Here is a 26,396-nt window from a genome sequence, read left to right on the forward strand (position 1 = left end):
CCACGGATCAGGTCGGTCACAACTGCGCGGGCGGGTCGACGAATCCGGCGGTCACGAACGAGCGCAGGACGGTGCCCACCAGATCGGCATCGATCGGCGGGCAGATGACGGCCTCGCCGAGAGCGCGGCGGGTCTCCTCGGACGTGGAGACCGGGAGGCGGACGTCGTCGGCGGTGTCCTCGAGGAACGGCGCGAGACCGAGCAGCGCGAGCGTGCCGGAGCTGCGGTTGGTGATCGTGGTGCGCCACTCGTCGAAGGGCAGGCGCCGCATCGGGTAGCCGTGCTGCTCGACCAGGTCGAACAGGGCGGTCCAGCTGATCGGCCGGTCGTGGACGAGGTGGAAGGTCCGGGCTTCCGGTGCGTGTGCCTGTGCCGACAGCGCGACGACGCCGCGCGCCACCACGTCGATCGGCGCAGGCTGCACCGGCATGGCCATCGTGTCGGGGGCGAGGCCGGCCTCCATGCAGCCCTTCAGGATCATCATCAGGTGATCCATCCGGTTGAACGCGCCGGTGGTGCTGTGCCAGCCGGTGTTGATGCGGTGGATCGTCACCGGCAGGCCGCGTTCGGCCGCCGTGCGCACCATCCGCTCCGCCACCCACTTGCTCTGGGCGTAGCCGACGACCAGGGGGCCGCTGTTCTCCAGCGGTTCGTCCTCGCCCACCGACCCCGGCTCGTACTCGGTGGAGGAGAAGACGCCGACGGTGGAGATGAAGTGCACCGGCCGCGGGTCGCCGAGCGTGGCCAGCCGCAGGACCTCCCGGGTGCCGTCGACGTTGGCCGGGGCGAGGCCGCGGTAGGGGTAGGTCCACTTGACCATCCCGCCGCAGTGCAGCACCGAGCCCACCTGCTCGTGCAGCGCGGTGAAGGCGTCCTCGGTCAGCCCGAGCCGGGGCTCGGCCAGGTCGCCGAGTACCGGCCGGATCCGCCCCGCCGCGTCACCGACGTCGATGCCGTAGCGCTGCAGGTTCGACGTGATACGGGCGGTCGCCTCCTGCTCGTCGGCCGCGCGGACGTGGCACAGCACGTCGGCCCCGTCCCGGCGCAACAGCTCGTCGAGCAGGAACGCGCCGACGTAGCCGGTGGCGCCGGTCAGTAGCGTCGCCGCCGGTGCGGGGGCCGAGGGCGCGCCGCGCGCGGTGATCGCCGGGTCGAGCTCGGCCAGCGCGAGCATCTCGTCCACGGTCATCCGACGGGTCCGGGAGGGGGGCCGCCGCGGTGCCGTCGTCGCCTCGTCCGGGGTGGTGCCGGGCCCGGTGATCTGCGGCGCGAGGGTGCGCGCCAGGTCGTCGACACCGGTGCTCCGGAACAGCGTCTCCAGCGTGATGCGCACGCCCGTGGAGCGGTGGGCAGCGCTCTCCAGCTCGGCGAGCATCAGCGAGTCGGCCAGATCGACGAGCGGTACGTCGCGCGCGACGTCGTCGACGGCCGAATGGCGGACCGCGGCGAGCAGCGCGGCCAGGTGGGCGGCCAGCAAGGCCTCGCGCCCGGCGGCGTCCGCGGCGTCGAAGGCGGCCCGGTCGAGCTCGGCGACATCCGTGGTGGTCATGGTGCCGGTGGTGCTGACGCGGTCGAGCGCGTCGGGGGTGACCGGCCGGAACGCGACGCCGAGCAGCTCCGCGGCCACGGTGCCGTCCGGGGCGCACAGCACCAGGTCGCCGACGGCCCCGCCCGCGGCGGGGGCGGTGTCGCGCAGCGTCGCGGTGCCGCGCAGCGTCGGGTGGTCCAGCGACCCGTGCACGACGAGGCGCTCGAACCCGGTGCCGAGGTGCACGGGCCCGGATCCGCCCGCGCCCGGCCGGGCCGCACCGACGAGCTGGACCGCGGCGTCGAGCCGCAGCAGCTCCGGCCGGATCCCGGCGGCGAGGCCGGCGGCGTGGGCGGGGGGCTCGCCGATGTCGCCCACGGCCACTCCGTCGCGGCGGCCGTAGCGGGTGACCACCCGGAAGCTCTCGCCGAGCCGGAAGTCCGGGTGCCAGGCGTCCCGGTAGAACTCCTGCCCGTCCCCGGTGAGCTCCGGCCACGGCCCCGCGCTCACCGCCGGTGCGGCGCCCCCCTCCGGACCACCCGCGGCGACGGAGCACCGCAGGTGCCGGTTCCACCCGCCGTCGGGGGCCGCGCTGAAGACCTGCACCGCGGCGCGGCCGTCCGCCGGCGGGTCGAGCACCACCTGCAGGGTCGCGGTCTCGTCGTCGGCTAGGACCAGGGGACGCTGCAGCTCCAGGTCGCCGAGTGCGGCCTCGCCGCCGAGCACCTCGGCGGCCGTGCGCAGCACCAGCTCCAGGAACACGACGCCGGGCACGACGATGCGCCCGTGCACCCGGTGCTCGTCCAGGAACGGGACGGTGGCCAGGGACACCGCCGTCTGAGCGACCGCCGGGCCGGTGGCCGTGCGCAGCAGCGTCGGCGGCAGCCAGCCGGGTGGGCGTGACCGTCGGCGCCCCTCGCCGGTGATGGCCGCGGTGGCCGCGTCGGTCCAGTGCGTGCGGCGCTGGAAGGCGTAGCCGGGCAGGCGCGGCAGTGCGGCCGGCCGGGGACCGTTCACCCGGGTCCAGTCGAGCTGCCCGCCCGCGACCCACAGCCGTGCGACGGCGGTCTCGAGCCCGGCCGGACCGCCGACCTGCGCGGCACTGGGCCCCGCGACCAGCGTGTGGGGCCGGCCCTCCGGTGTCGCCTCGACCTCGGCGGCCGGGCGCGGCCGGCTCGCCCGCGCGCTCCAGTACTCCGCCGACGCCGGCCCGAGGCGCAGGACGTCGGCCGGAGCGTCGGTCACCAGCTCGGCCTGCGCGGCGGCGAGCGTGGTCGTCGCCAGCAACCCGGACGGGTGCTGCCCGGCACACTCGGCGGCGACCAGCCGGGCGGCGTCGCCTGCGCTCATGACGCCGGCGACGACGGCCGCGGCGTACGCGCCGACGCCGTGGCCGACGACGAGGTCCGGTCGCACCCCGACCGACTCCCACCAGCGCCCGAGCGCGACGCCGAGTGCGAATACGGCGGGTCCTGGGTCCGGCGCCGTGGCCCCGGCGTCGAGGAGCAGCTGTAGCGGCCCGTCGTCGACGGGACCGAGCACGCCCGCCAGTTCGTCCAGCGCCTCGGTGATCGCCTGCTCGGTTCCGTACCGCCCGGCGAGCACACCGGCGAGGCCGTCGGCGGATCCGGGCATGACCAGCGCGACCGACGGGGCCCGGCCCCCGCGGCGCCCCCGGAAGGTGGACGGGGGAGTCGCGTCGGCGGCGGCCACGGCGTCGAGGCCGACGAGCAACTCGGGCAATGACCCGGCGAGCACCACGGCCCGCTCGGCGAGATCCGCCCGGCCGACGCCCGCGGCGTGGGCGACCGCCCGCAGGTCGGGATCGGGGCTCGCGCGCAGGTGCTCGGCGAGGCGCGCCGCGGTCCGGCGCATCGCGGTCACGTCGCCACCGGCGATCTTGACCAGAACCGGGGCCGCGGTCGGGGCCGCAGCAGGCACCGCGGCCGGCGCGGGCGGCCCGCTCAGCACCACGTGGGCGTTGGTGCCCCCGAACCCGAACGACGACGTGCCCGCGATCCGCTCCGCCCCGGGCAGCCCGATCGGCGCCGTCGGGATCGTCACCGGCAGCTCGTCCCACCTCACGTGGGGGTTGGGGCGGACCAGATTGAGGTGGCGCGGCACCGTCCCGTGGTGGACGACGAGCACGGCCTTGATCAGCCCGGCGATCCCGGCCGCGGCCTCCAGGTGCCCGATGTTGGTCTTGACCGAGCCGACGACCACCGGCCGATCCGCCGGGCGCCCGGCCCCGAGAACCGCGGCGAGGGCCGTGATCTCGATGGGGTCGCCGAGCGGGGTACCGGTGCCGTGGCACTCGACGTAGCCGATGTCGGCGCCCGCCACCCCGGCCATGGCGAGCGCGCGGGTGATCACGTCCTGCTGGGCGGGCCCGCGCGGCACGGTGAGCCCGGAGCTGGCACCGTCCTGGTTCACCGCCGACCCGCGGATCACGGCGAGGACGTCCTGGCCGTCGCGCACCGCGGCGTCGAGGCGACGGAGCACGACGACACCGCAGCCCTCGCCGCGCACGTACCCGTCGGCGCCGCCGTCGAAGGTGTGGCACTGACCAGTCGGGGACAGCATGTTGCCCTTCGCGAGGGCGACCGTCGACTCCGGCGACAGCAACAGGTTCACTCCGCCGACCAGCGCCGTGTCGCACTCGCCGAGCCGCAGCGCCTGGCTCGCCAGGTGCACTGCCACCAGCGATGACGAGCACGCGGTGTCGACGACGAGGCTCGGCCCCTCCAACCCCAGCGCGTAGGAGACGCGGTTGGCGGCCATGTTCCCGGAGCCGCCGGTGGCCGCGTAGCCGCCGAGGTCGGTGACGCCGCCCGCGGCCACGTGGAGCCGCTCGTAGTCCGAGCCGCCCATGCCGACGAAGACGCCGGTGCGGGTGCCCCGCATCCGGTCGGGGGCGAGCCCGGCGTGCTCGAGTGCCTCCCACGCCACCTCCAGCACCATCCGGTGCTGCGGGTCCATGCTGACCGCCTCGCGGGGCGGGATGCCGAACAGCTCGGCGTCGAACTCCCGGACGCCGTCCACGAACCCGCCGTGCCGGGCGTAGGAGCGGCCGGGCGCGGCGGGGTCGGCGGAGTAGTAGGCGTCGACGTCCCAGCGGTCGGCGGGCACCTCGCCGATGCCCGAGCGGCCCTCGGCGAGCAGTGCCCAGAAGCTGTCGGCGTCGACGACCCCGCCGGGGAGGCGGCAGCCCAGGCCCAGCACCGCGATCGGTGCGGTCGCGGCGGAGCGGGCCTCCTCGGCCTCGGCGCGGGCGGCGCGGATGCCCTCCACCGCGCGGCGGAGCAGGTCGGCGCGTTCCTGGTGGGTGGGGGCCGGGGGGTCGAGGTCGGGTCGGGCGGTGTCGATCGTCGTCATGCTCGGTTCCGTTCCAGTTCCTCGCCGAGGAGCTCCATCAGGTCGTGCTCGGACAGGGCGTCGAGGGCTCGTGCGGGTGTCCGGTGTGCCGGAGGGGCCGGTTCGGGCGTGGGTGCCTCGGGCCCGCGGCCGAACAGCGCGGACAGGTGGGCGGCGAGCGCGGCTATCGAGGGGTGTTCGAACGTGGTGGTGGCCTCCAGCGTCAGACCGAGCAACCCCTCGACCCGGTTCCTGAGCTCGACACTCATGAGCGAGTCCATGCCGGCGTCGAAGAAGCCGGCACCCGGATCGAGGACGGCGTCCTCCGGGCGCCCGAAGACCTGGTTGACGACGATCTGCAGCCGCTCCTCCAGCAGCCGCCTGCGCACGGCGTCCGACGAGCCGCGCAGCACGCCGAGCAGCTCCTCGTCCACGGCGGTGGACGCGGTGGACGGCTTCCCGGCCGCGGCGTCCATGAGCTTCAGCAGCGGGCGCGCCCGCTTCGCCTCCAGCACGCCGCGGAAGCGGGCCCAGTCGACGGGCGCGACGGTGACCTGCGTGCGCTCCTCCAGGAGCAGCCGGTCGAGCGTCGCGAAACCCTCCTCTGGCGAGAGCCCGTGCAGCCCCATGGCCTCGAAGTAACGGGTGTGGTCGGAGTCGACGAGGTCGCTGCCGGTGAACCACCCCCAGTCGACCGCGAGCGCCGGCAGACCGCGCCGGGCGCGGTCGTGGGCGAGCACGTCGAGGAAGTAGTTGCCGGCGACGTAGTGGCCCGACAGTGCCGAACCCCAGGTGGCCGACGCCGAGGAGTAGAGGACGAGGAAGTCCAGCGGGTGGGCCGCGCACAGGTCGTCGAGCACGAGGGAGCCGTCGACCTTCGCGCGCAGCACGGCGCGGAACCGCTCCCACGTCGTCTCGTGCACCGCCGTCGGCTCGAACAGCCCTGCCGCGTGCACGACCCCGCGCAGCGGTGGGCGCGGCCCGGCGAGCACCCGGGCCATCGCGGCCCGGTCGGCGACGTCGACGGCGGGCGTCTCCACCGTCACGCCGTCGGCTTCCAGCGCGGCCACGGCGGCCCGCACCTCGACGGTGTCCTCGGAGTGCGGACGCCGGCCGGTGAGCACGAGGTGGCGCGCGCCGCGCCGGGCGAGCCACCGGGCGAGACCGAGGCCCAGCGCACCGCGCCCGCCGGTGACCAGGTAGACGCCCTCGGCGTCCAGATCGGGGGAGCTGTCGGGCTGCGGCAGCACGGCGGCGGGGGTCAGGCGGGCGACGTGCCGCCGGGCGGCGCGGTAGGCGACCTGGTCCTCACCGTCACCGGTCAGGAGCTCTCCGACGACGTGCCTCGCGTCGGTGGCCACGGGAGCGGACCCGGACGGGTCCAGGTCGATCATGCCGCCCCAGGCGTCGGGCTGTTCGAGGGCGAGCACCCGGCCCAGTCCCCACACCGGGGCCTGCAGCGGGACGACCGCGTGGTCGACGGGGGCGGCGCCGCGGGTGACGATCCACACCGGCACCGGCCCCACCGCGGTGCCGGCGAGCCGGGCGGCGGCGAGCACCGGTGCGCACGTGCCGGCGAGCGCGTCGTCGACGTGGTGGAGCGGGTCGCCGTCCCCGGCGCCACCCTCCGCGTCCTCGGCCGCGACGTGCACGATCCCGGCCATCGGCCCCGAGGCGACGACGGCGGCGACGAGCGCGTCGACGGAGTCGGGCGCCGGGATCGCGGAGGCGTGGTGGCCGGCCCAGACCAGCTCCTCGGTCACCGACGTGGCGAGCTCGCCGACGCCCAGCACCAGCCAGTTCGCCGGTCCCCGCCCGCGGTCGTCCTGGAGGGGAGACTCGGGCCAGACCACCTCGTAGGTGTCGTCCGGGGTTGCCGCCGAGGCCCCGCCGGGCCGGTCGGGCAGCCAGTGCCGGGTGCGCTGCCACGGGTAGCGGGGCAGGTCGAGCGGCTCGGCGGCCGCCGGGCCGTACACCGCGTCGAGATCGACGGGGCGGCCGAGCACGTGCAGCGCGCCGACCACGCCCAGCGCGCTCTCCCGCAGTCCCGTCCCGGGGCGCATGGCGGCTAGCGCGGTGGCGGCCTCGGCGTGGCCGTCGAGCGAGCGCAGTGCCGCCGTCCCCAGCACGGGCCGGGCCCCGAGCTCGACGACCACGGTGTGGTGCGGCCCCTGCCCCGCTGCCCGTACCGCGTCGCGGAACCGCACCGGTGCCAGCAGGTTCTCGGCCCAGTAGCCCGCGTCGAACGCGTCGGCGGTGCAGGCGGTGCCCGTCACCGTCGAGTACGCGGTCAGCCGCGGGGTGCTCGGCGTGATCCCGTCGAGCCGTGCCAGCAGCTCGTCGCGGACCCCGAGCATGTGCGGGCTGTGGAACGCGTACTGCTCCTGGACGACGAACCAGGCGTGCCCGTGCCCGCGCGCCACCTGCTCGAGCGCGGCCATGTCGGCGTGGTTGCCGGCGACGACGGTCGCGTCCGGCCCGTTCACGGCGGCCACCACGAGCCGACCGTCGAACGGCGCGATCAGCTCCCGCACGGCGTCGGGTCCGGCCGCCACGGCGGCCATGGCGCCGAGGCCGCGGGTGGAGCCCATCACCGCGCCGCGGCGCACCGCGACCGTCATCGCGGTCTCCAGGTCCAGCGCGCCGCAGCCGTACGCGGCGCCGATCTCCCCGACGCTGTGCCCGAGCACCGTGTCGGGGACGACACCGTAGGACCGCAGCAGCTCGGTCTGCGCCACCTGGGCGGCGACGATCGCCGGCTGGGCGAACGCCGTGTCGTCGAGCCGGGACGGCTCGGCGCACATCTCCTGGAGCAGCGACCAGCCCCCCTCGCGGCGCACGACGGCGTCACATCGGCGCAGGGCGTCGGCGGCAACCGGCTCGTCGAGCAGTCCGACCCCCATCCCGGCCCACTGGCTGCCCTGACCGCTGTAGACGAGGACGAGCCGGGTCCCGCCCGGTGGTGGCGTCCCGTGGTGGACGGCGGGCACCTTGCCCGTACGCCTGAGGTGGTCGGCGGCCGCGGCGGGGGAGTCCGCGACGACGGCGGTGCGGTGCGGGTGCTGGGCCCGGCGGCGGGCGGCGGCGCGGGTGAGCGCTGCCCAGCCCGGACCGGCTGCCCGCCCACCCAGCCGCTCGGCCCACTCCTCGCCGGCAGCCGCCGCGGCGTCGGCGGTGCGGCCCGAGAGCAGGAGCAGCTCGGCACGCGGCCCGGCGGCGTCGACGGCGGCGGGCGGTGGCGGCGGCGGGGCCTGCTCGACGATCACGTGGGCGTTGGTCCCGGTGAACCCGAACGAGCTGACGCCCGCCACGCGCCGGCCCCGTTCGGGACGCCACGGTGCGGTGGCGGTCGGCACCGCGACGGCCAGCTCGTCCCACGGCACCTGGGGGTTGGGGTCGCGCAGATGCAGGTGTGCCGGAAGCTCGGCGTGGTGTGCTGCGAGCAGTGCCTTGATCAGTCCGGAGATCCCGGCGGCCGCCTCCAGGTGGCCGATGTTGGTCTTCACCGAGCCGACGAGCAGCGGTGGGCCCGAGCCCGGGCCGTCGGGACGCAGCACCGCCGCCAGCGACGTCAGCTCCATCGGATCTCCGAGCGGGGTGCCGGTGCCGTGGGCCTCGACGTAGTCGACGTCGCCGGGTTCGAGGCCCGCGTCGCGCAACGCCGCCCGCACCACGTCCTGCTGCGCGGTGCCGTTCGGCACGGTCAGGCCGGCGCTGCGGCCGTCCTGGTTGGTCGCCGAGCCGCGCAGCACGCCGTACACGCGGTCGCCCGCGGCCTGGGCGTCGGACAGCCGTTTCAGCACGACGACACCGCACCCTTCGCCGCGCCCGTACCCGTCGGCGGCCGCATCGAAGGTCTTGCACCGCCCGTCGGGGGACAGCGCGCCGAGCCGGGACATGCTCTCGGTCGTCGAGGGGCTGAGCATGAGGTTCACGCCACCGGCCAGGGCGAGCCCGGTCTCGCCCGACCTCAGGCTCTGCATCGCGAGGTGCACGCCGACCAGCGACGACGAGCAGGCGGTGTCGATCGCCATGCTCGGCCCCTGCGCCCCGAGCACGTAGGACAGCCGACCGGCCGCGGCGCTGAACGTGTTGCCGGTGGCGCGGTAGGCGTCGATGCCGAAACCGTCGGTGGCGTCGAGCAGGTGCAGGTAGTCGGCGGTGTTGATGCCGATGTAGACCCCCGTCGCCGAGCCGTCGACCGCCGACACGGGGTGCCCGGCGTCCTCCAGCGCCTCCCAGGCCACCTCCAGCACGAGCCGCTGCTGCGGGTCCATGCTGCGGGCCTCGCGCGGGGTGATCCCGAACGCCTCGGCGTCGAAGTCCCCGACGGGGACGTCCAGGAACGCGCCAGGCGGGGTGCCGGCCGGGTCCCACCGCTCGTCCGGAACCGGGCCGGTGGCGTCGACACCGTCCCGCAGCAGGCGCCAGAACGCATCCGGGTCGTTGCCCCCGCCGGGGAACCGGCACCCGATTCCGACCACGGCGATCGGCTCCGGGACCGCCGGGACCGGGCGGGGGACGGCTGGGCCGGGCTCGTCCGCGGGCCCGCCTGCGGAGGCCAGGTGCACGGCGAGCCTGCGCACCGTCGGGTGCTCGAACACCACGGTCGGCCGGATGTCGCGGCCGAGCAGCGCCTGCAGCCGGGCCCGGAGCCTGCCGACCATCGCCGAGGTCAGCCCGAGGTCGAACAGGCCGGTGTCCAGACCGATCTGCGTCGGGTCGGTGTGCTCCATGATCTCGACGAGCTCGCGGCGCAGGATCGCCGTCAGCTCCTGCGCCGAGAACTGCCGGGCCGCCGCACGCTCGGGTACCGCCTGCGCCGGCACGGGTTCCGTCCGCGCCACCGGCGGGGCAGCCGCCGCGGATCCGGTCGAGGGCCGGGGCGGCAGCCAGAACGACTGCCGCTGGAACGGGTAGCCCGGCAGCCGGGGCACCAGAGCTGGGCGGTCCCCGTTGACGCGGCCCCAGTCGAGCTGCGCGCCCGCGGCCCAGACGTGCGCGGCCGCGTCGGCGAGCGTGCGGATCCCCCCGGGGCCGGTCGTCGGGACGCAGACCGGGGGGTTCTCGGCCGGCCGGGCCGCGACCAGCGGGAGCATCCCGCCCGGCCCCAGCTCCACCACGACGGATGCGCCCTCCTCGGCGAGGGTGCGCACCACCTCGCCGAACAGCACGGGTTCGCGGGCGTGCCGGACCCAGTACTCCGCCGTGGTGACCTCCGGCCCGGCGACGGTGCCGGTGCGGTCCGAGACCAGCAGACAGGAGGTGGGTTCCACGAGCTCGACGCCGGCGAAGGCCGCGCGCAGCGGTTCGAGCACCGGGTCCATTCCGGCGGAATGGAACCCGCGCGTGACCGGCAGCAGCACCGCCGCGACCCCGAGCCCGCGCCAGCGCTCGACGAGGGCGCTGACGGCTGCCGGCTCACCGGCGACCACGGTCTCCTTCGGCCCGTTGACCGCCGCGACCGATACCGCACCCGCCGATGCCGCGACGTCGTCGGTGACGACGCAGACGTCGGTGAAGACCGCAGCCATCGCGCCGGGAGGCGCGTGGTCCTGCATGAGCCGGGCCCGGTCCCGGATGATCCGGGCCCCGTCGACCGGCCCGACGACGCCCGCCAGCACCGCGGCGGCGTACGCACCGACGCTGTGCCCGGCCACCAGATCGGGCCGCACCCCGACCGACGCCCACCACCGGCCCAGGGCCACGGCGAGGGTGAACAGCGCGGGCTGCATCACCGCGGTCTGCCGGGCCCGTTCGTCGGGAGACCCCGTCGCCGGCTCGACCAGCAGCCGCAGCGGCCACTCGGTGACCGGGCCGAACACGTCGGCGAGCTCGTCGACCGCCTCGGTGACCACGGGATCGACGCCGTGGATTCCGTGCAGCGTCCCCGCGAGGCGGGCGCCCTGCCCCGGCACGACGAACGCCACCGACGCCCCGGTCCCGCCGCGTCCCTCGACCACCGAGTCGGGAACGGCTCCACCGGTGCTGACGGCATGGAGCGCGGTGCACAGCTCGGCCGTCGTCTCCGCGACCACGGCGGTGCGGTGCGGCAGATCGGCGCGGGCGACGCCGGCGACGTAGGCGAGCTCCCGCAGCGGGGGAGCGCCGGCGGAGGAGGCGGCCGCCGCGAGCCGGTCCGCCGCCTGCCGGAGGGCGGCGCGGTCGGCGCCGGCCAGTTTCACGACGGCCGGTCGCGGGTCCTCCACCGGCCCGGTGGAGGTGCCGGCCGGTGGCGCGCTCTGCAGCACGACATGGGCGTTGGTCCCGCCGAAACCGAACGACGACACCCCGGCGACGTGCAGATGACCGTCCAGGGCGACCGGTGCCGTCGGGACCCGGACCGCCACGGCGTCCCAGTCGATGTAGGGGTTGGGCCGGGTGAGGTGAAGGTGGCGGGGCACCGTTCCGTGTCGCACGACGATGAGGGCCTTCAGCAGGCCCGCGATCCCCGCGGCGGCTTCGAGGTGCCCGATGTTGGTCTTCACCGAGCCGACGAGGACAGGGTTCCCGCCTGGCCGGTGCCACAGCGCCGCGGCGAGCGCGCGGATCTCGATCGGGTCACCGAGCGGGGTCCCGGTGCCGTGCGCCTCGACGTAGTCCACGTCCGCGGCGTCGAGACCGGCCGCGGCGAGCGCCCGGGTGATCACGTCCTGCTGGGCGGGGCCACGGGGCGCCGTCAGCCCGTTGCTGCGCCCGTCCTGGTTGACGGCCGAGCCGCGGATCACAGCGAGCACCTCCTGGCCGTCGCGCACGGCGGCGTCCAGGGGGCGGAGCACCACCAGCGCCGCGCCCTCGCCGCGGACGTATCCGTCGGCGTCGGCGTCGAAGGCCCGGCACTGCCCCTGCGGGGAGAGCATCTGCCCCTTCGCGAGCGCGACCGTCGTGTCCGGTGACAGCAGGAGGTTGACGCCCCCGGCGAGCGCCGTGTCGCACTCCCCGAGGCGCAGGGCCTGGCAGGCGAGGTGGACCGCGACCAGCGAGGACGAGCACGCGGTGTCGACGACCATGCTCGGCCCCTCCAACCCCAGCGCGTAGGAGATGCGGTTGGCGGCGAAGTTCGCGGAGCTGCTCGTCGCGGCGTACGCGCCGAGCTGCGTGATCGTGCCCGCCGCGACGTTGAGGCGCTCGTAATCCGAGCCGCCCATGCCGACGAAGACGCCGGTTCGGGTGCCGCGAAGGCGGTCGGGGGCGGTGCCGGAGTGCTCGAACGCCTCCCACGCCGTCTCCAGCGCCAGCCGGTGCTGAGGGTCCATGCCCACCGCCTCGCCGGGCGGGATGCCGAAGAGCGCGGCGTCGAACCGGTCGATGTCGGGCAGGAAACCGCCGTGGCGCGCGTAGGAGCGGCCGGGCTGGTCCGGGTCGGCGGTGTAGAACTCGTCCACGTCCCAGCGCTGCGGGGGCACCTCCGTGACGCCCGAACGGCCCTCGACGAGCAGTGACCGGAAGCTGTCCAGATCCGTCACGCCCCCGGGCAGACGGCACCCCACCCCCACCACCGCGATCGGCGTTGCGGCACCGGACGGGTCCTTCTCGGGCATGCTCGAGCTCCTTCGGCACGGAGGAAGTGCAGGCCCGCGGGCGCCTGCGAGCAGGGCCGCTGACGAGGGCCTCTGGATGCGACAGTGCGTAGTCACAAAGTCACTGAACCGGGTGACGGCGACAACCCCTAGGAACCCCTGACGGCGTCCGATGACCGCCCTACCCGCGCCGACGTCCCGCTCGGCGCGGCCCGGACCAGCCTTCGGCCCCGATCGGGGTAGGGGCCTCCTGGGGTACTGCGCGGGCACCCGGCCCCGCACGCTCGGTCCGACACGAACCAGCTGGGGGTAGGAATGGCCGTCACGAGCGATGTCCCGATCACGGTCGAGCCGGACCGCAACCATCTGCGGCCGGCCGCCCGGCTGCAGGCCCTGCTCGACACCGGGTCGATCTCCCTGATCACCGAGGACGACGGGGTGCTGGCCGTCCACGGCCACATCGACGGGCGGCCGGTGGTCGCCTTCTGCTGCGACGCGACGATCAAGGGCGGGGCGCTGGGCCTGGGCGGGGCCCGCGTCATCGTCGGTGCGACGGACACCGCGGTGGAGCGCGGCTGCCCGGTCGTCGGCCTGTGGCACTCCGGCGGCGCGCAGCTGGCGGCGGGTGTGCACTCGCTCCACGGCGCGGGGGAGATGTTCGCCGCGATGACGCGGGCGTCGGGCCGGGTCCTGCAGCTCTCGGTCGTGCTCGGTCCCGCCGCCGGTGCCGCGGCCTACGGACCGGCTCTGACCGACGTCGTGGTGCTCGCCGAGCAGGGCCGGATCTTCGTGACCGGGCCCGAGGTCGTCCGCAGCGTCACCGGCGAGCAGGTCGACATGACCAGCCTCGGCGGGCCGGAGGCACACGGCCCGCGGTCGGGCGTGGCGCACATCCTCGCCACCTCGGAGGCGGACGCGATCGACCGCGCCCGGCGGATCGTCTCGTTCGTCCGGAGGCCCGAGCGGGCCCGGGCCGTGCCCAGCGACCCGGATCGCGACCCGGGCGCGCACCTCCCCGCTCGTGCCCAGCGCGCCTACGACGTGCATCCGATCATCCGTGACCTGCTCGACGCCCCGGACGACCCGGCCGGGTTCGAGGAGTTCCAGGCGACCTGGGCGACCAGCGTGGTCGTCGGGCTGGGTCGCATCGAGGGCCGCACCGTCGGGGTGGTGGCCAACAACCCGCTGCGCAAGGGCGGGTGCCTGGACTCGGCGAGCGCGGAGAAGGCGGCCCGCTTCGTGCGCATGTGCGACGCGTTCGGCGTCCCGCTCGTCGTGCTCGTCGACGTCCCGGGGTACCTGCCGGGTGTCGACCAGGAGTGGAACGGGGTGGTGCGGCGCGGGGCCAAGCTGTTGCACGCGTTCGCGGAGGCCACGGTCCCCCGCGTGACGGTGGTGCTGCGCAAGGCGTTCGGAGGGGCGTACATCGCGATGAACTCCCGGGCGCTCGGCGCCACGGCCGTCTACGCCTGGCCGCAGGCCGAGGTGGCCGTGATGGGAGCGGAGGCCGCGGTCAAGGTGCTGCACCGCAAGGCGCTGGCGGCGGCTCCCGACCGGGTGCGGGCGACGCTGCTCGCCGAGCTCGTCGCCCGTCAGGTGCAGGAAGCAGGTGGTGTGCGACGCGCGATGGAGATCGGTGCCGTCGACGAGGTGATCGAGCCCTGCCGTACCCGTTCGATGATCGCGGCGGTGATCCGCGGCGCCGCCGTCCGCTCCGGGCGGCACGGGAACATCCCGCTGTGAGCGAGCTCGCGAGCGCAGCGCGGACCGAGCGCGGCGAGGGACCAGGGGGCAGCGGTCTCCGGGCCGAGGCCGACCTCGTGGCGCGGGTGCTCGAGGTGCGCGTGGTGGCCGGTCAGCGGGTGGCGGAGGGCGAGGAGCTCGTGCTGCTGGAGTCGATGAAGATGGAGATCCCCGTACTGGCCGGGCGGGCCGGCTCGGTGGCGGAGGTCGCCGTCGCCGTCGGCGCGGCGGTTCAGCCTGGTGACCTCCTGGTACTGCTCAGCGCTGACTGAGTCACGCGGGCCAGTTCCGCAGGAGGGCGTCGAGGATCCGGGGCCAGATCTCCTGGGTGTCGGGGGCGCTGTGGCTGAACCCGCCGCCCATCTCCAGGCTGACGTAGCCGTGGACGACGCTGCCGAGCAGCCGGACCGCGGCGGTCTGATCCGGTGCCGCGAGGTCGTAGCCGCGCAGGATCGCCCGCGCCATCTCCGCGTGCCTGCCACCCGCGCTGGCGGCCGCCGTCGGCGGGTCGAGCCGGAGCCGGGCGGCGGGCCTTTAGGCAGTCATGAAGCCGCTCACTAATTGCTAAGCTGCGCGAGACACATTTAGCATACCGAAATATGTGAAAGTGGGCGCACCGGCAAGGGTGGTGAGGCATCCTTCGTGCACACCGATGCCGCCGACGAGGAGTCGGTGGCCGGGTTGATCGAGACGAGTGTCGAGCGTCTTTCCGGTGTCGATGTGGCCTTCTTCAACGCGGGACTGCAGCGTTCGGGCCCCGTGACGGAGTTCAGCGCCGACGAGTGGGACGTGCTGTTTCGGGTCAATCCGCGGCACTGTTTCCTGGGCGCCAAGTATGTGACGCCCCACCTGAAAGCAGCGGGTGGCGGCGTGGTCGTCTTCACGGCCTCGCTGGCCGCGGTGAAGGGTGGTCCGGGGCTCACCGCGTACTCGGCTCGATTGGTGGCTGGCACCTGGCCTCCTGGCAAGTGCGTTTCGACCCGGCGGCCCGATGCCTCAGCGGGGCTGATGTCCAGGGCTAGCCTCGGGCCGTGCAAATCTATGAGTACTCGGGCGAGGGGCTGGAACAATTAGCCCGCCAGAGCTTCATTCCGGTTATCACGCAGACTCCTCCCGGCTTCCGCGGGCGGATGGCGCTGCAGGAAATAGGCGAAGCCGTCACGGTATCCCGGGCCTACTCCGGAGGATCTCATCGGACGTTTCGGACCGACCGGCTGCGAAGACGCCGGGAGACGACGGGGTGCTCTTCTGTGTGCATGTGGCGGGTCGGAGCCATGTCCGTCAGCACGACCGCTTCGCCGAGCTGACAGCCGGCTCAGGGGTGTTCTACGAGGCGCGCAGCGCGTGGGAGCTGCTCTCATCGGGCGAGAGCCGGAGCCTGACGCTGCATTTCTCCCGTGACCTTCTCCCGCTCCGCACGGCCGAGATCACCGAAGGCTGTGCACGCAGCATGGACCCGGCCGCGCCGGCCATGCAGATGCTGTCCGGATACCTGGATCGACTGTTCGACCTCGCGGACGACCTCACGGCGTCGCAGCGACTCGACGCCGGGCATGCCGCGATCGATCTGCTCGCAATGGCGCTTCGGGACGTCACCCCCGCCTTACCGGGCGACGGCGGCCCGGCGCATGTCCTGCTCGACATGATGCTGACGCACGTGCGCGACCACCTGGCCGACCCGCGGCTGCACGCCGAGGAATTGGCGCGGCGGCACCATGTGTCGGTTCGCCATGCGCAGACCCTGTTCGAACGGATCGGGACGACGCCTGGTGCGTACCTGCGCGAGCAGCGGCTGCTCGCGGCCCGGGCGATGCTGTCCGACCCGAGATACGCCGGGGTCGGGATATCGGATGTCGGGGCTGCCGTCGGGTTCCTCAACCTCAGGACGTTCGAGAGGGCGTTCCGGCGGCAGTTCGGGATGACGCCAGGTGGCTGGCGGCGCGAGCACCTCCACTTCGGACCCACGCCCGGAACCGAGCCGCCGAAAACGTCTCCAGGCTGAGCCGGAATCGTCGTGTCGAGCTGAGATCCCGGTGTGGTCGACTGGGCTCGATACAGCGACTTCTCAGATGGGATGACATGACTGCAACCGCCGATCCCGAGTTGGCGGCGATCGCGGTCGACACCGGTTGGCTCGCCAGGCCTGATCGCGCACCGTGGGTATCCGGATTGCGGTAGATCCCGTTCGCGCCCTTCTTCGTTTTGGTCTGATGATGAGGCTGGGCCATGCGGCGAAGTTGCCCGCTGATTCGTGATTCATTCCGATGTGGAGATTCGCATGCCCCCGTTTCCTGCGCTTCTTCTCGTGCACGGCGCATGGCATGGTCCCTGGGCCTGGCAGCGGCTGATCGAGCAGCTTCCGGACGTCGATGTGCATACCGTCGCGTTGCCGTCCACCGGCAGTGATCCGGCTGTTCTCGGCAATCTCGACGACGACGCCGCTGCGGTGACCTGGATCCGGACCTCGCGCAGCAGTCCGTCGCACAGCTTCGCTTCCAGTCCCTCGTCGCGGTGACGCAGCCGTTGACAGAAGCGGCCTGGCGCCACCACCCCAGCACCTACCTCATCTGTGAGGCGGATTCCGCGCTCCCACCATCCGTCCAGGAAACGATGGCGAAGCGTGCCGAACGGGTGCGGCGAATTCAGTCCTCGCACTCGCCGTTCCTTTCCCGGCCGACCGAACTGGCCGGACTGATCCGGGAAGAGCTCAGCCTCTGACGGAAGATGCCGCAACGGTGATCGGTGCGATTTACGCGCAGAGAGGGTGACCATTGGAGTTTTGGACAGGCATACAAGCTGACCCCGTGACGATCGCCGAACGCGCGGTCCAGGTCGAGCTAGGGGGTTGGGACGGCCTGTTGGTGCCCGACAGCCAGGGCCTCCTGGCCGATACCTACGTCATGCTGGCAGTGGCCGCCGCGGCCACGTCCACCGTGCAGATCGGCACCGGCGTGACCAACCCGTACACCCGCCACGCCGCGATCACCGCGTCGGCGATCGCATCGGTGCAGGCGGTATCCGGTGGCCGGGCAGTCCTCGGCGTCGGCCGGGGTGACTCCTCGCTGGCACATCTCGGCTACGCCCCGGCGTCGCCGGCCTACTTCGAGCGGTTCCTGGACCGGGTCCAGGCCTATCTGCGGGGCGAGCTGGTGACGTTCGAGGCGGCCGCCGAGGAGGGCATCCGCCCGGTCGACGACCTGCACCTGGCCGGCAGCCCCGCGGAGAGCGGTCTCCTGTGGTTGGATCCGACGCTGCCCAAGGTGCCGGTCGACGTGGTCGCGACCGGCCCGAAGGTCATCAGAATGGCGGCGGTCAAGGCCGAGCGGCTCACCTTCGCGCTGGGTGCCGATCCCGAGCGACTCAGCTGGGCCGTCGACATCGCTCGGAAGGCGCGGACCGAGGCCGGTCTCGACCCGGACGAGCTCTCATTCGGCTGCTACATCCCGTTCGTCACCCATCCCGACGCCGACGTGGCCCGGTCCCTCAACGCGGTGGGCGTGGCCACACTGGCCCGGTTCTCAGTCATGCACGGCCGGCCGGCGGTGCCGGTCGACGACGCGTCGAAGGCCGAGCTCGAGCGGCTGGCGGCCGGCTACGACATGAAAGACCACGGCGCGGGCGCAGCCGCCCACCGCAACGTGCTGAGCCAGGGCTTCGCCGATGCCTTCGGCATCGCGGGCACGCCCGATCAGTGCGTCGAGCGGGCCATCGGGCTGGAGGGGCTGGGCCTCGACCGGATCGTCGTGCTCCCCGCCCTCAGCAAGGAGGTCGCCGACCTCGACGACGTCGCTCTGAGTCGGACGACGATGCAGAACGAGGTCATACCCGCGCTGCGGGGCTGATGGCGACTTCCACCGCAGCCGCGAGCCATCGCGCGTGGCGTTCGATTACGGGGTGCACCAGTGCTCGGCCGGCTGGAGCTGCCGGCTGCCTGGGCAGGTTCGGGCAAGAGGTCATGTTCCGTCAGCTCGGTCACGCCTGGGTGGGGGTCGTGGGGTGCCCCCACCCGTCGGTGGTGTCGAGGTCCTGTTCGATCTTGCGCACTGTCCCGCGCAGGGCCGCCACCCACTCCGGGAGCCGGGGCCGCGCATAGCGAACGGTCGGCATCGCGAGCGACAGCGCGGCGATGGCGGGCCGCGATGGCCCGTTGATCGCGTGTCCTATCGCGGTCATGCCGGCCTCGGTGGCCTGGTCGTTGATGGAGAATCCCTGTTTCCGGGTCTGGCGCAGGGTCCGTCGCAGCGCGGCGAGGTCGATCTCGCGATCGTCGGCGTACAGCGCGTCGATCTCCGCATCGCTGCGCCTGGCAAGGAGCGCGGGCCCGCCGGACGCGAGGTATGCCGGGACCATGCGGCCCTCGCGGTCGCCCACCCGCAGAATGTGGCTGCATTCGATTGTTGCGACGAATCGCACATATTTGCCGAGAAGCACCATCAGGTTCGCCGTCTCGCCCGTCTGGTCGACGAGTCGCTGCAGATGGGGGAGTGCGATGGAGCGCAGCTGGGCAATCGGTTCGACGCCGGGTAGATGACGCAGAACGGAACCGGCGACGTAGCGCCGATCGGCATTCTGCTCGGCGAAGTCCCGGTAGACGAGCATCGCAAGCAGCCGGTGTGCGGTGGAGCGCGCTACTCCGAGCCGCTCGGCCGCGTCCGCGACTCGGAGCGGGCCTTCCTGCTGTAACAGGCCTGCCAGCCGCAGTGCATGATCGACGGAGTCGATGCTGTACGTCGGCTTGTTCTTCACCTCAGAATCGTACGTCCCTGTCAGCGGACCGGTCTTAACATCGCCGTATGACGAGACGGTCTGTGGCTTACCGCCGGCCTCGTCCGCGGAGCCGGCCGGCCGCCGCGTCCCGGTGAAACGGCGGCGCCGCAGGATTCGTCGCCATCGGGTTTCGATAGGCGCTTCACGAATTTTGCCGAGATCGCCGGCGCCGTCGAGCTCCCGGCCTCGCGAAATCAGGATATTGGGAAAGTGAAGGTAGGCATGATCAACTCGACCTCTACCGCCGCGCGCTTGCCGCTCCGGGAGGAGGACCTGGACTCCTTTGCGACCTTGACCGAGATCATAGGGGTCGCACGCGGCGTACTGCCGACGGACATCCTGGATTTTCTGGAGGGCGGCGCGGGTGAGGAGCGGACCCTGCGGGACAACCGAACGGCCTTCCGTAATTGGAACTTCGTCCCGCGGGTGATGACCGGCTACGGAAAGCCCGAGCTGGCAACCAGCTTTCTCGGCATACCGCTCGCAATTCCCGTTCTCACTGCGCCGTTCGGCGCCGACGGTTTGTTCCATCCTCGGGGGCAGTGTGCGGTGGCACGAGCGAATGCCGCTGAGGGCGTCGCGAGTATCGTGCCGGAGGCGGGAACCTACTCGTTCGAGGTCGTTGCCGAGGCTGCGCCCGACGCGGCCCGTATCGCGCAGATCCACCCGATGGGTTCCGCCGAGCATTTCGTCGGGATGCTGCATCGAATCGAGAACGCCGGATACCAGGCAATCTGTGTCACCGTTGACTTCCCGATCGCCGGGCGGCGCGAACGCGACCTCATGAACCGATTCGACCGTAATTTCCGCGCAGCCTCTGGTAACTACCCGGCTGACGGTTCAGCCGCTTCGGAGACCATCTTCAAACAGCTGTTCTATCGATCCACGGCGGGGTGGGGCTGGGGGCAGCTCGGGGAGCTGATGGACAAGACGCCCCTGCCGTGGATCGCAAAGGGAGTGCTCACCGGAGCTGATGCGTGTGCTGCGCTCGAGGCCGGGGCCGATGCGGTGCTCGTCTCCAATCATGGTGGCCGTCAGCTCGACGGCGTACCTGCGGCACTCAACCAGTTGCCCGAGGTGGTTTCTGCCGTCGCGGGACGGGTGCCGGTCGCGTTCGACAGCGGTATCCGGCGGGGTAGCGACATCGTGATCGCTCTCGCGCTGGGCGCCGACGTGGTGGTGCTCGGGCGACTCGTCGCCTACGGGCTGGCCGCCGACGGTGAGTCCGGCGTACGCCAGGTGCATCAGTTGCTCCGTGCGGAGATGCTGACCACGCTGACCCTGCTCGGCGCCGGCGATGTGGCCGTCCTCGAACCTTCCGTGCTCTCGATCAACGCGTGTCGGCGGCATTGACGCCGTGCAGACTCTCGGTTCACCCCCTCGCCAGGCGGCTCGACGTCGCGGGGCCGACCACTAGTCATTAGCGCGAGCGAGGGTGTTGAGAGCAATAGGCGCACATCGCCGCCAACCTTCCGCTCGTCGAAAAGCTGAGATATTCTCATTGACCACAACGAACTGTTGCATCGAGCTTCGGACGACGATGCGATAAATGGCCATCGCGCTGCCCGGGGTCACGACGTTGCTGTCCGATCCCGTGGTCATCGATTCGACCGATCCCGGTCTCCGCTCCCGCGCGTCGAGGGTGGTCGAGGCGCAATCGGTGCCGCACCGCTGCTGTTGGAGACCACCGCGGACTCTGCTGTTGCGGCTGCCCCGGTCAAGATTCCTCGATGATGCGCGGTCGCGGCGCAGCGGTTGTCCGGGCGGCGCCATCCGGCACCCCGAGCAGATGATCGTCGGGCAGAAGTGGTCGGAATCTCGGTGCGGTCGCCGGCCTGGTCCGAGAGGAGGAGATAATGAATGTGATTCGAGAGCGTGTGTTCATCTGGGCCGCGGCAGCCCTGGCCGGTGTGCTGCTGCTTGCGGCATGCGGTACGAACCAGTCGAGCGACGGGGCTGCCGGGTCGTCGTGCGATACCAGCAAAGGGCCGCTGGTCATCGGCATGATCGTGCCGCTGTCGGGTGGCGTGTCGGCGGTCGGGCTGGGTATGAGGAACTCGGCGGACCTGGCGATCCGGCAGGCGAACGAGCATTGCGCGGTGCCGGGGTATCGGCTGGTGTTCCAGCCGGAGGATGACCAGGAGGTTCCGCAGGTGGCGGCTCAGGCGGCCACGACGCTCGCGTCGAATCCGCAGGTCGCTGCGGTTTTGGGGACGCTCAACTCGTCGACGGCGCAGACGGTTGCTCCGATCCTGGCGCGGGAGGGCATCGCGCAGGTGTCACCGGCGAACACCAACCCGGCGTTGACGGTGGGTCCGGACGCCGCCGCGCCGAAGCGGCAGTTCCCGACGTACTTCCGGTTGGCGACGACGGATCTGCTGCAGGGTCCGTTCGCTGCGCGGTACCTGGTGCAGGAAGCGGGCAAGAAGCGGATTGCGGTGATCGACGACGGCAAGGCCTACGGAGCCGGGTTGACACAGACCTTTGTGGCCGAAGCCCAGCAACTGGGCGCCGACGTGGTTGCTCGGGAAAGGGTGGGCGAGCACGACACCGAGTTCTCCAGTGTGATCACCAGGATTCGCTCGGCGAACCCGGATGCGGTGTTCTACGGCGGCGAGTTCCCCGTGGCCGGGCCGTTGTCGAAGCAGCTGGCCGATGCCGGGCTGTCGATCCCGGTGATGGGCGGTGACGCCATCAACGACAAGCAGTTCATCGCTCTCGGCGGCCGGCAAAGCGACCTGGCCACCAGCATCGGCGCCCCGGCGCAGAGCCTGCCCAGCGCGAAGTCGTTCCTGGATCAGTACGCGGCGGCCTACACGGAACCGGCGACCGTCTACGGGCCGTTGTCCTACGACTCGGCCAACGTGGTGATCGATGCGTTGGCGAAGGTCGTCAGCAGGGGCGATTTCACCAGTTCCCGTCGGCAGGAGTTGATCCACGCGATTCAGCAGACGAATCTCGAGGGCGCCGCCGGTCACGTGTCGTTCGACCAGTTCGGCGACACCACCAACAAGGTGCTCACCGTCTACACGGTGCGGGGCGGCGACTTCGTGCCAGTGGAGACCGGCACCTTCGACGGCGGGGCACCCGTACACTGACGCTCGCACCGCGACCCGCGGGGTGGATCCGTGCGGCGATCGTGATGCCGGCCCCGCTGAAGTCGGACGTATCTCCGGTTTCCGGCGAGAAGAATGTTGTTCTCACAAGCGGCCGTTACCAGTGGCGCTGGTAGGTGTAGCGCTCATTGCTGCCCGGTGAGTCGAAATGCACCCTCGGTACATGGAAGCTGAGCAGAACGGCAACGCGCGCCTGGACCCCGCCCACGGCCGAGAGGATCGGCTGCGGAAGCAGAAGCTGGATCGAACCTCGGTTCTCGACTCGGCGCCTCGAAATTCGATGCGTACGGAAAATGGACGCAATGATCTGAGCAAGCTCCGGGTCGCGGTCGTGGGTGGGGGAACAGGCGGACTGACCCTTGCCGTGGCGTTGCGCCGGCACGGCATCGTCGCTGAGGTGTTCGAGCGGACGGCGGTTCTGGCCGAGGTGGGTGCAGCGATCTCGCTGACCGCGAACTCCGTGCGGTTGCTGGCCCGGCTCGGGCTGGGCGACGAGCTGGAGCGGGTGTCGGTGGAGCCGACCGAGGTGATCTACCGGGACTGGCGCACCGGCGAGCGGATCGCCGCGCGGCCGATCGGGGCGCAGTACCGGGTCCGGTTCGGCGCCGGGTTTCTGTGCATGCGCCGCGCCGCCTTGCAACAGATCCTGAGCCGCGCCGTCGGCGGGGAGCACCTGCACCTGGGCCGGGGGGTGCGGCACCTGGTCGAGAGCCCGGACGGGATCCGTGTGGAGTTCACTGACGGCAGGCACCACGACGCCGACCTGGTCGTGGGCGCGGACGGGCTGCATTCGGTGGTCCGCGGCTCCATCACCGACGAGGCCGGGCCGCGCTACTCCGGTGTCAGTGGGTTCCGCGGCCTCGTCCCCATGAGCGCGGTGCCGGACCTGCCCGACCCGCACGCCCTGCAGGCCTGGATGGGCCCGGGCAAAAGCGTGCTGCACTACCCGACGCGCGGAATGGTCAACTACCTGGCGGTGGTCGACGGGCCGGGCGACTGGCCTGCCCAGGGCGGCACCCTTCCGGCCGCTCCAGGGGAGCTGGCCGAGCACTTCGCGGGCTGGTCAGCCGGCCTGCTGCAGCTACTGACAGCCACCGAGCAGGGTGACCGGTGGGCGCTGTTCACCCAGCCCCCGCTGAGCACGTGGGCCCGCGGTCGCGCTGTGCTGATCGGCGATGCCGCACACACGATGCTGCCCTACCACGGCCAGGGCGCCAACCAGACCATCGAGGACGCCATCGTCCTCGCCGACGCGCTCGCCGACACCCCGCCTGGTGAGTACGCGGTGGCGATCGAGCGCTACCAGCACGCCCGCCGCGCCCGCGCCGACCTCATCCAACGCAGCTCACTCGACAAGCCCTCGATCCTGCACCTGCCCGACGGCCCCGCCGCCACCACCCGCAACACCGCGCTGCGCGAGGCCGACGATCATCTCGTGTGGATCCACGATTACGATGCACAGCGGCCGGATCGTGGGCGTGGAATCCAGATCGATGAGAGCCGGGATCAGGTATTCCACCTGGTGTAGCTGCCCAGCCTGTCAACCTGGAGAACGATCCGCCCTGACCGAGTCGGGGAACGTCCGCTTCGGCGCGGCGCGGAGACCGAACGTGCGTCAAAGATCCGGGTAGGGCCATGTGCTGGACGCCGCCGTCGAGCACGAGGACTTGGCCCGTCACGATCGAGGCAGCGGCACTGCTGAGGTAGAGCACCGCGTCCGCGACCTCATCGGGCTCGACGAGGCGACCCATCGGGATCACCGCACTGGCCTTCGTCAGTCCGTCGACGTCGGCGAGGAACTCGAGCATGCGCTGGTTGGCGATCATCCCGGGCGCCACTCCGTTGACGCGCACGCCCGCAGGTCCGAATTCCGCTGCGGCGCTGCGAATCAACGAGATCTGAGCCGCTTTGGCGGCGGCGTAGGCGGCGTTGTTGCGCACGCCCGCCATACCGGCAGCCGAAGCCACATAGGTCAGGCAGCCGCCATGGCCGAGCAGGTGGGCCGCCTCGCGAGCCAGGCGCCGCGCGTGTTCGAACACCACGTCGAAGTGCCATCGCCAGGTGGCGTCGTCGGTGTCGGCGATCGTCCCGGGGCGGAGCATCCCGACGACGTCGACGACACCACGCAGCGGTCCGACTTCCCGGGTGGCGCGGTGAAGCACCGTCCGGACGGCATCCGGTTCCCGCAAGTCCGCTCGGATCGCGATGTCGCTGCCGGCGAGCGAGGCGGCCTGTTCGGCCGCTTCCTGGCTGAGATCCACACACACCACCCGGACGTCGTTCACGGCGAGCCCGCGGACGACGCTCTGGCCCACGCCGGCGCCGGTGCCGAACACCACGAACGCGCTCTCGGAGAGATCGGAGTACCGGGCGAAGCTGTGCGCGTGCCTGGTCTGTTCCGATTCCAGCACGACGACTCCTTCACGCTGTCAGTCAACGGGCGGGAGCGGGCGCCCGCCTTCGTCACGTCACTGATCTGCGGTTCCGGCGGCTCGCTCGACCGCGGCAGTCAGGTGCATGTCGGTCCGTGGACGCTCCGCAGGACGAAGGCAGGTGCGGCTCGACAAAACAGAGCAATCAGAAACAACGCATCTTCGCGGCGAGCCACTCGAACGAGTCTGAGCATAGCAACGGTATGGAGATCGCCCTGGGTGGTCCTCGTGGTATCGCCGGCAGTGCCCACTGGGACGAAGCCGGAGGTTCGGATGGAGTTGGAAGCGAGCGCACTGGGCACGTGGTCGAGCAACGTCGTCGCACAAGTGCCTCGGCCAAATGCCTCTCAGGGGTTATTGGCGGGCAGTATTCTGCGACATCAGCATTGGGTCCGTGTGTGGTCGCCGGCACCGATACGGCACGTCACGATCATCGTCGGCGTCCGCCACCGTTCGCGATGCGCTTTTTCTCCAGCGCATTCGCAACACATATCCACCCCTGCTCCTGGTCCGGTGCTCGCACGCCCAGGCATTCAACCCAAATTATGGGAGGTACGCGTGAAGATCCTCGTGAGTGGTGGTCGAATCTTGGCAGAAGGCAAACCGGAACTGCTCGACGGAGGAGACCTACTGATCGACGGGCCGTCCATCGAGACGCTCGCGCCGCGGGGTGAGATCGCGGTTGCTCACGTCGACAAGACTCTCGACGCCACCGGGTGCCTCGTCGTGCCCGGAATGATCAACACGCATCAGCACGACTGGTATCTCCTCGGCAAAGGCCTCGGCGATGGGATGGTTCTCGAGGACTGGGTGCAGGATTGCCTCTTTCCCCTCGAGTCCGAACTGAACAACGGCGATCTGCGCGTTGCCAGCCGACTGGCCTGCCTTGACATGATCCGGACCGGCACGACGACCTCGGTCAACCACCTCGTCTCCGAAACCGGCGACGAGGCCGACGACGCGATCTTGGAGCCGGTGCTGGAGACCGGCATGCGTCAATACTTCGCCAAAGCGATCCGCCCGAATGACGTTGCTTCGGAGTATGAGCGGGCCCGAGCTGCCTACGAGCGGTGGAACGGCCGTGGCAACGGGCTCGTTCGGGTCGGTTTCGTCCTGGAAGCGACCTCTCACTGGATCGCCGCAGGGACGTCGACCGAAAAGATGATCCAGGGCGGCCACGCGCTGGCCCGTGAGTTCGACACCTTCGTCAGCTCACACATCGCGGGCGGGACCCTCTCCCGCGAGCGCGGCTACCTGCGCTGGGTTCTGCAAATGGGCCGTACCGATCTGGAATTTCTGCAGGGACTCGGAGTCCTCGATCACCGATGGATCCTCGCGCACACCATCCACCCCCAAGGCAAGGATCTCGACCTCATCGCGGAGTCCGGCAGCACCGTCTCTCATACTCCGAGCTCGGAGGCGAGCCGAGGTGGCGGCATCGCCCCGATCAAGCGGATGGTCGACAACGGGGTGAAGGTCGCGCTCGGTACCGATGGTCCGATGGTTGACCTCACCAACGACATGTTGGAACAGGTCAAGCTCACCCGGCTGCTGCAGAACCAGGTGCATGGTGACCCCTCGGCCCTGACGCCGGAACAAGTGGTGCACATGGGCACCGCCGCCGGAGCAGCCGCGCTCGGAGCCGGTGATCAGCTCGGTTGTATCGCGGAGGGGGCTCGTGCCGACATCGCGGTGTTCGACATTTCCGGCGTGCACACCGCCATCAATCACCGGCCGTTGTCGACCTTCGTTCACGCGGCCCGTGGCACTGACGCCAAACACGTCCTGGTCGACGGGCAGATTCTTCTGGAAAACGGAGAATTCACCAGGTTCAGTGCGGACGACGTGCGCGAACTGATCGCCGAAGCCGGAAGCCGCGGCCGGTCCCTCGCCGAACGGGCCGGCAAGCTCCTGGCCTCACCACGCTAGACACCGC

At 71.8% G+C, this 26,396-nt stretch carries 14 protein-coding genes and 2 pseudogenes; 11 read left to right on the forward strand and 5 right to left on the reverse strand.

What is annotated here, in order from left to right; all coding sequences use genetic code 11:
• Window positions 1-16: 16 nt before the first annotated feature.
• The gene (locus MMF94_RS05340; RefSeq protein WP_241035137.1) at window positions 17-4,903 is read right to left on the reverse strand and encodes a type I polyketide synthase; all 4,887 of its coding nucleotides are present in this window, start codon (window positions 4,901-4,903) and stop codon (window positions 17-19) included.
• Window positions 4,900-12,423, reverse strand: a complete 7,524-nt coding sequence (locus MMF94_RS05345) for a type I polyketide synthase (protein ID WP_241035138.1) — start codon at window positions 12,421-12,423, stop codon at window positions 4,900-4,902. Before MMF94_RS05345 ends, MMF94_RS05340 begins: the two co-directional genes overlap by 4 nt.
• Window positions 12,424-12,717: 294 nt before the next feature.
• Between MMF94_RS05345 and MMF94_RS05350 the strand changes: the two genes are divergently transcribed.
• Entirely contained in the window at window positions 12,718-14,145 is a 1,428-nt protein-coding gene (locus tag MMF94_RS05350) for an acyl-CoA carboxylase subunit beta (RefSeq protein ID WP_241035139.1), read from the forward strand.
• Entirely contained in the window at window positions 14,142-14,417 is a 276-nt protein-coding gene (locus MMF94_RS05355) for a biotin/lipoyl-binding carrier protein (protein WP_241035140.1), read from the forward strand. Before MMF94_RS05350 ends, MMF94_RS05355 begins: the two co-directional genes overlap by 4 nt.
• 1 nt (window position 14,418) lies before the next feature.
• On the opposite strand, the pseudogene MMF94_RS05360 reads toward MMF94_RS05355, so the two are convergent.
• Window positions 14,419-14,673, reverse strand: a pseudogene (locus MMF94_RS05360) (TetR-like C-terminal domain-containing protein); the annotation flags it as partial.
• Between the two features lie 69 nt (window positions 14,674-14,742).
• Here MMF94_RS05360 and MMF94_RS05365 point away from each other — a divergent pair.
• From MMF94_RS05365 to MMF94_RS05385, 5 genes are all read left to right on the forward strand, one after another.
• Entirely contained in the window at window positions 14,743-15,219 is a 477-nt protein-coding gene (locus MMF94_RS05365; protein ID WP_277398662.1) for an SDR family NAD(P)-dependent oxidoreductase, read from the forward strand.
• Between the two features lie 166 nt (window positions 15,220-15,385).
• Window positions 15,386-16,147: a helix-turn-helix domain-containing protein gene (locus MMF94_RS05370; protein WP_277398653.1), complete on the forward strand. Its 762-nt coding sequence runs from the start codon at window positions 15,386-15,388 to the stop codon at window positions 16,145-16,147.
• A 303-nt stretch (window positions 16,148-16,450) separates the two neighbouring features.
• Window positions 16,451-16,660 carry a hypothetical protein gene (locus tag MMF94_RS05375; RefSeq protein WP_241035143.1) on the forward strand — a complete coding sequence of 70 codons (210 nt, stop codon included), beginning with the start codon at window positions 16,451-16,453 and terminating at the stop codon, window positions 16,658-16,660.
• Window positions 16,657-16,863: an alpha/beta fold hydrolase gene (locus MMF94_RS05380; RefSeq protein WP_241035144.1), complete on the forward strand. Its 207-nt coding sequence runs from the start codon at window positions 16,657-16,659 to the stop codon at window positions 16,861-16,863. Before MMF94_RS05375 ends, MMF94_RS05380 begins: the two co-directional genes overlap by 4 nt.
• Window positions 16,864-16,949: 86 nt before the next feature.
• Window positions 16,950-17,987: an LLM class flavin-dependent oxidoreductase gene (locus MMF94_RS05385; RefSeq protein ID WP_241035145.1), complete on the forward strand. Its 1,038-nt coding sequence runs from the start codon at window positions 16,950-16,952 to the stop codon at window positions 17,985-17,987.
• A 130-nt stretch (window positions 17,988-18,117) separates the two neighbouring features.
• On the opposite strand, the gene MMF94_RS05390 is transcribed toward MMF94_RS05385, so the two are convergent.
• Window positions 18,118-18,891 (reverse strand): IclR family transcriptional regulator, encoded by a 774-nt coding sequence (locus MMF94_RS05390; RefSeq protein ID WP_241035146.1) that lies wholly within the window; start codon window positions 18,889-18,891, stop codon window positions 18,118-18,120.
• 243 nt (window positions 18,892-19,134) lie between these two features.
• Between MMF94_RS05390 and MMF94_RS05395 the strand changes: the two genes are divergently transcribed.
• The 3 genes from MMF94_RS05395 to MMF94_RS05405 all read left to right on the forward strand — a co-directional run bounded on the left by MMF94_RS05395 (window position 19,135) and on the right by MMF94_RS05405 (window position 23,556).
• The gene (locus tag MMF94_RS05395; RefSeq protein ID WP_241035147.1) at window positions 19,135-20,265 is read left to right on the forward strand and encodes an alpha-hydroxy acid oxidase; all 1,131 of its coding nucleotides are present in this window, start codon (window positions 19,135-19,137) and stop codon (window positions 20,263-20,265) included.
• A 557-nt stretch (window positions 20,266-20,822) separates the two neighbouring features.
• Window positions 20,823-22,010, forward strand: a complete 1,188-nt coding sequence (locus tag MMF94_RS05400; RefSeq protein WP_241035148.1) for a branched-chain amino acid ABC transporter substrate-binding protein — start codon at window positions 20,823-20,825, stop codon at window positions 22,008-22,010.
• Window positions 22,011-22,191: 181 nt separating this feature from the next.
• A complete protein-coding gene (locus tag MMF94_RS05405) occupies window positions 22,192-23,556 on the forward strand; it encodes an FAD-dependent monooxygenase (RefSeq protein ID WP_241035149.1) in 1,365 nt (454 codons plus the stop codon).
• Window positions 23,557-23,731: 175 nt separating this feature from the next.
• On the opposite strand, the pseudogene MMF94_RS43675 reads toward MMF94_RS05405, so the two are convergent.
• Window positions 23,732-24,439 (reverse strand): annotated as a pseudogene (locus MMF94_RS43675) (SDR family NAD(P)-dependent oxidoreductase); the annotation flags it as partial.
• A gap of 294 nt (window positions 24,440-24,733) precedes the next feature.
• Here MMF94_RS43675 and MMF94_RS43680 point away from each other — a divergent pair.
• Window positions 24,734-26,389, forward strand: coding sequence for an amidohydrolase family protein (locus tag MMF94_RS43680; RefSeq protein ID WP_379660265.1), 1,656 nt, complete (start codon window positions 24,734-24,736; stop codon window positions 26,387-26,389).
• Window positions 26,390-26,396: the final 7 nt, after the last annotated feature.

Source organism: Pseudonocardia alaniniphila, assembly GCF_022524485.1.
Lineage (GTDB): Bacteria > Actinomycetota > Actinomycetes > Mycobacteriales > Pseudonocardiaceae > Pseudonocardia > Pseudonocardia alaniniphila.

Excerpts from the sequence above, each read along its gene's own strand:
- MMF94_RS05340 (WP_241035137.1), bottom strand. The coding sequence starts at position 4,903 with ATGACGACGATCGACACCGCCCGACCCGACCTCGACCCCCCGGCCCCC.
- MMF94_RS05345 (WP_241035138.1), bottom strand. The coding sequence starts at position 12,423 with ATGCCCGAGAAGGACCCGTCCGGTGCCGCAACGCCGATCGCGGTGGTG.
- MMF94_RS05350 (WP_241035139.1), top strand. The coding sequence starts at position 12,718 with ATGGCCGTCACGAGCGATGTCCCGATCACGGTCGAGCCGGACCGCAAC.
- MMF94_RS05395 (WP_241035147.1), top strand. The coding sequence starts at position 19,135 with ATGATCAACTCGACCTCTACCGCCGCGCGCTTGCCGCTCCGGGAGGAG.
- MMF94_RS05405 (WP_241035149.1), top strand. The coding sequence starts at position 22,192 with ATGGAAGCTGAGCAGAACGGCAACGCGCGCCTGGACCCCGCCCACGGC.
- MMF94_RS43680 (WP_379660265.1), top strand. The coding sequence starts at position 24,734 with ATGGAGTTGGAAGCGAGCGCACTGGGCACGTGGTCGAGCAACGTCGTC.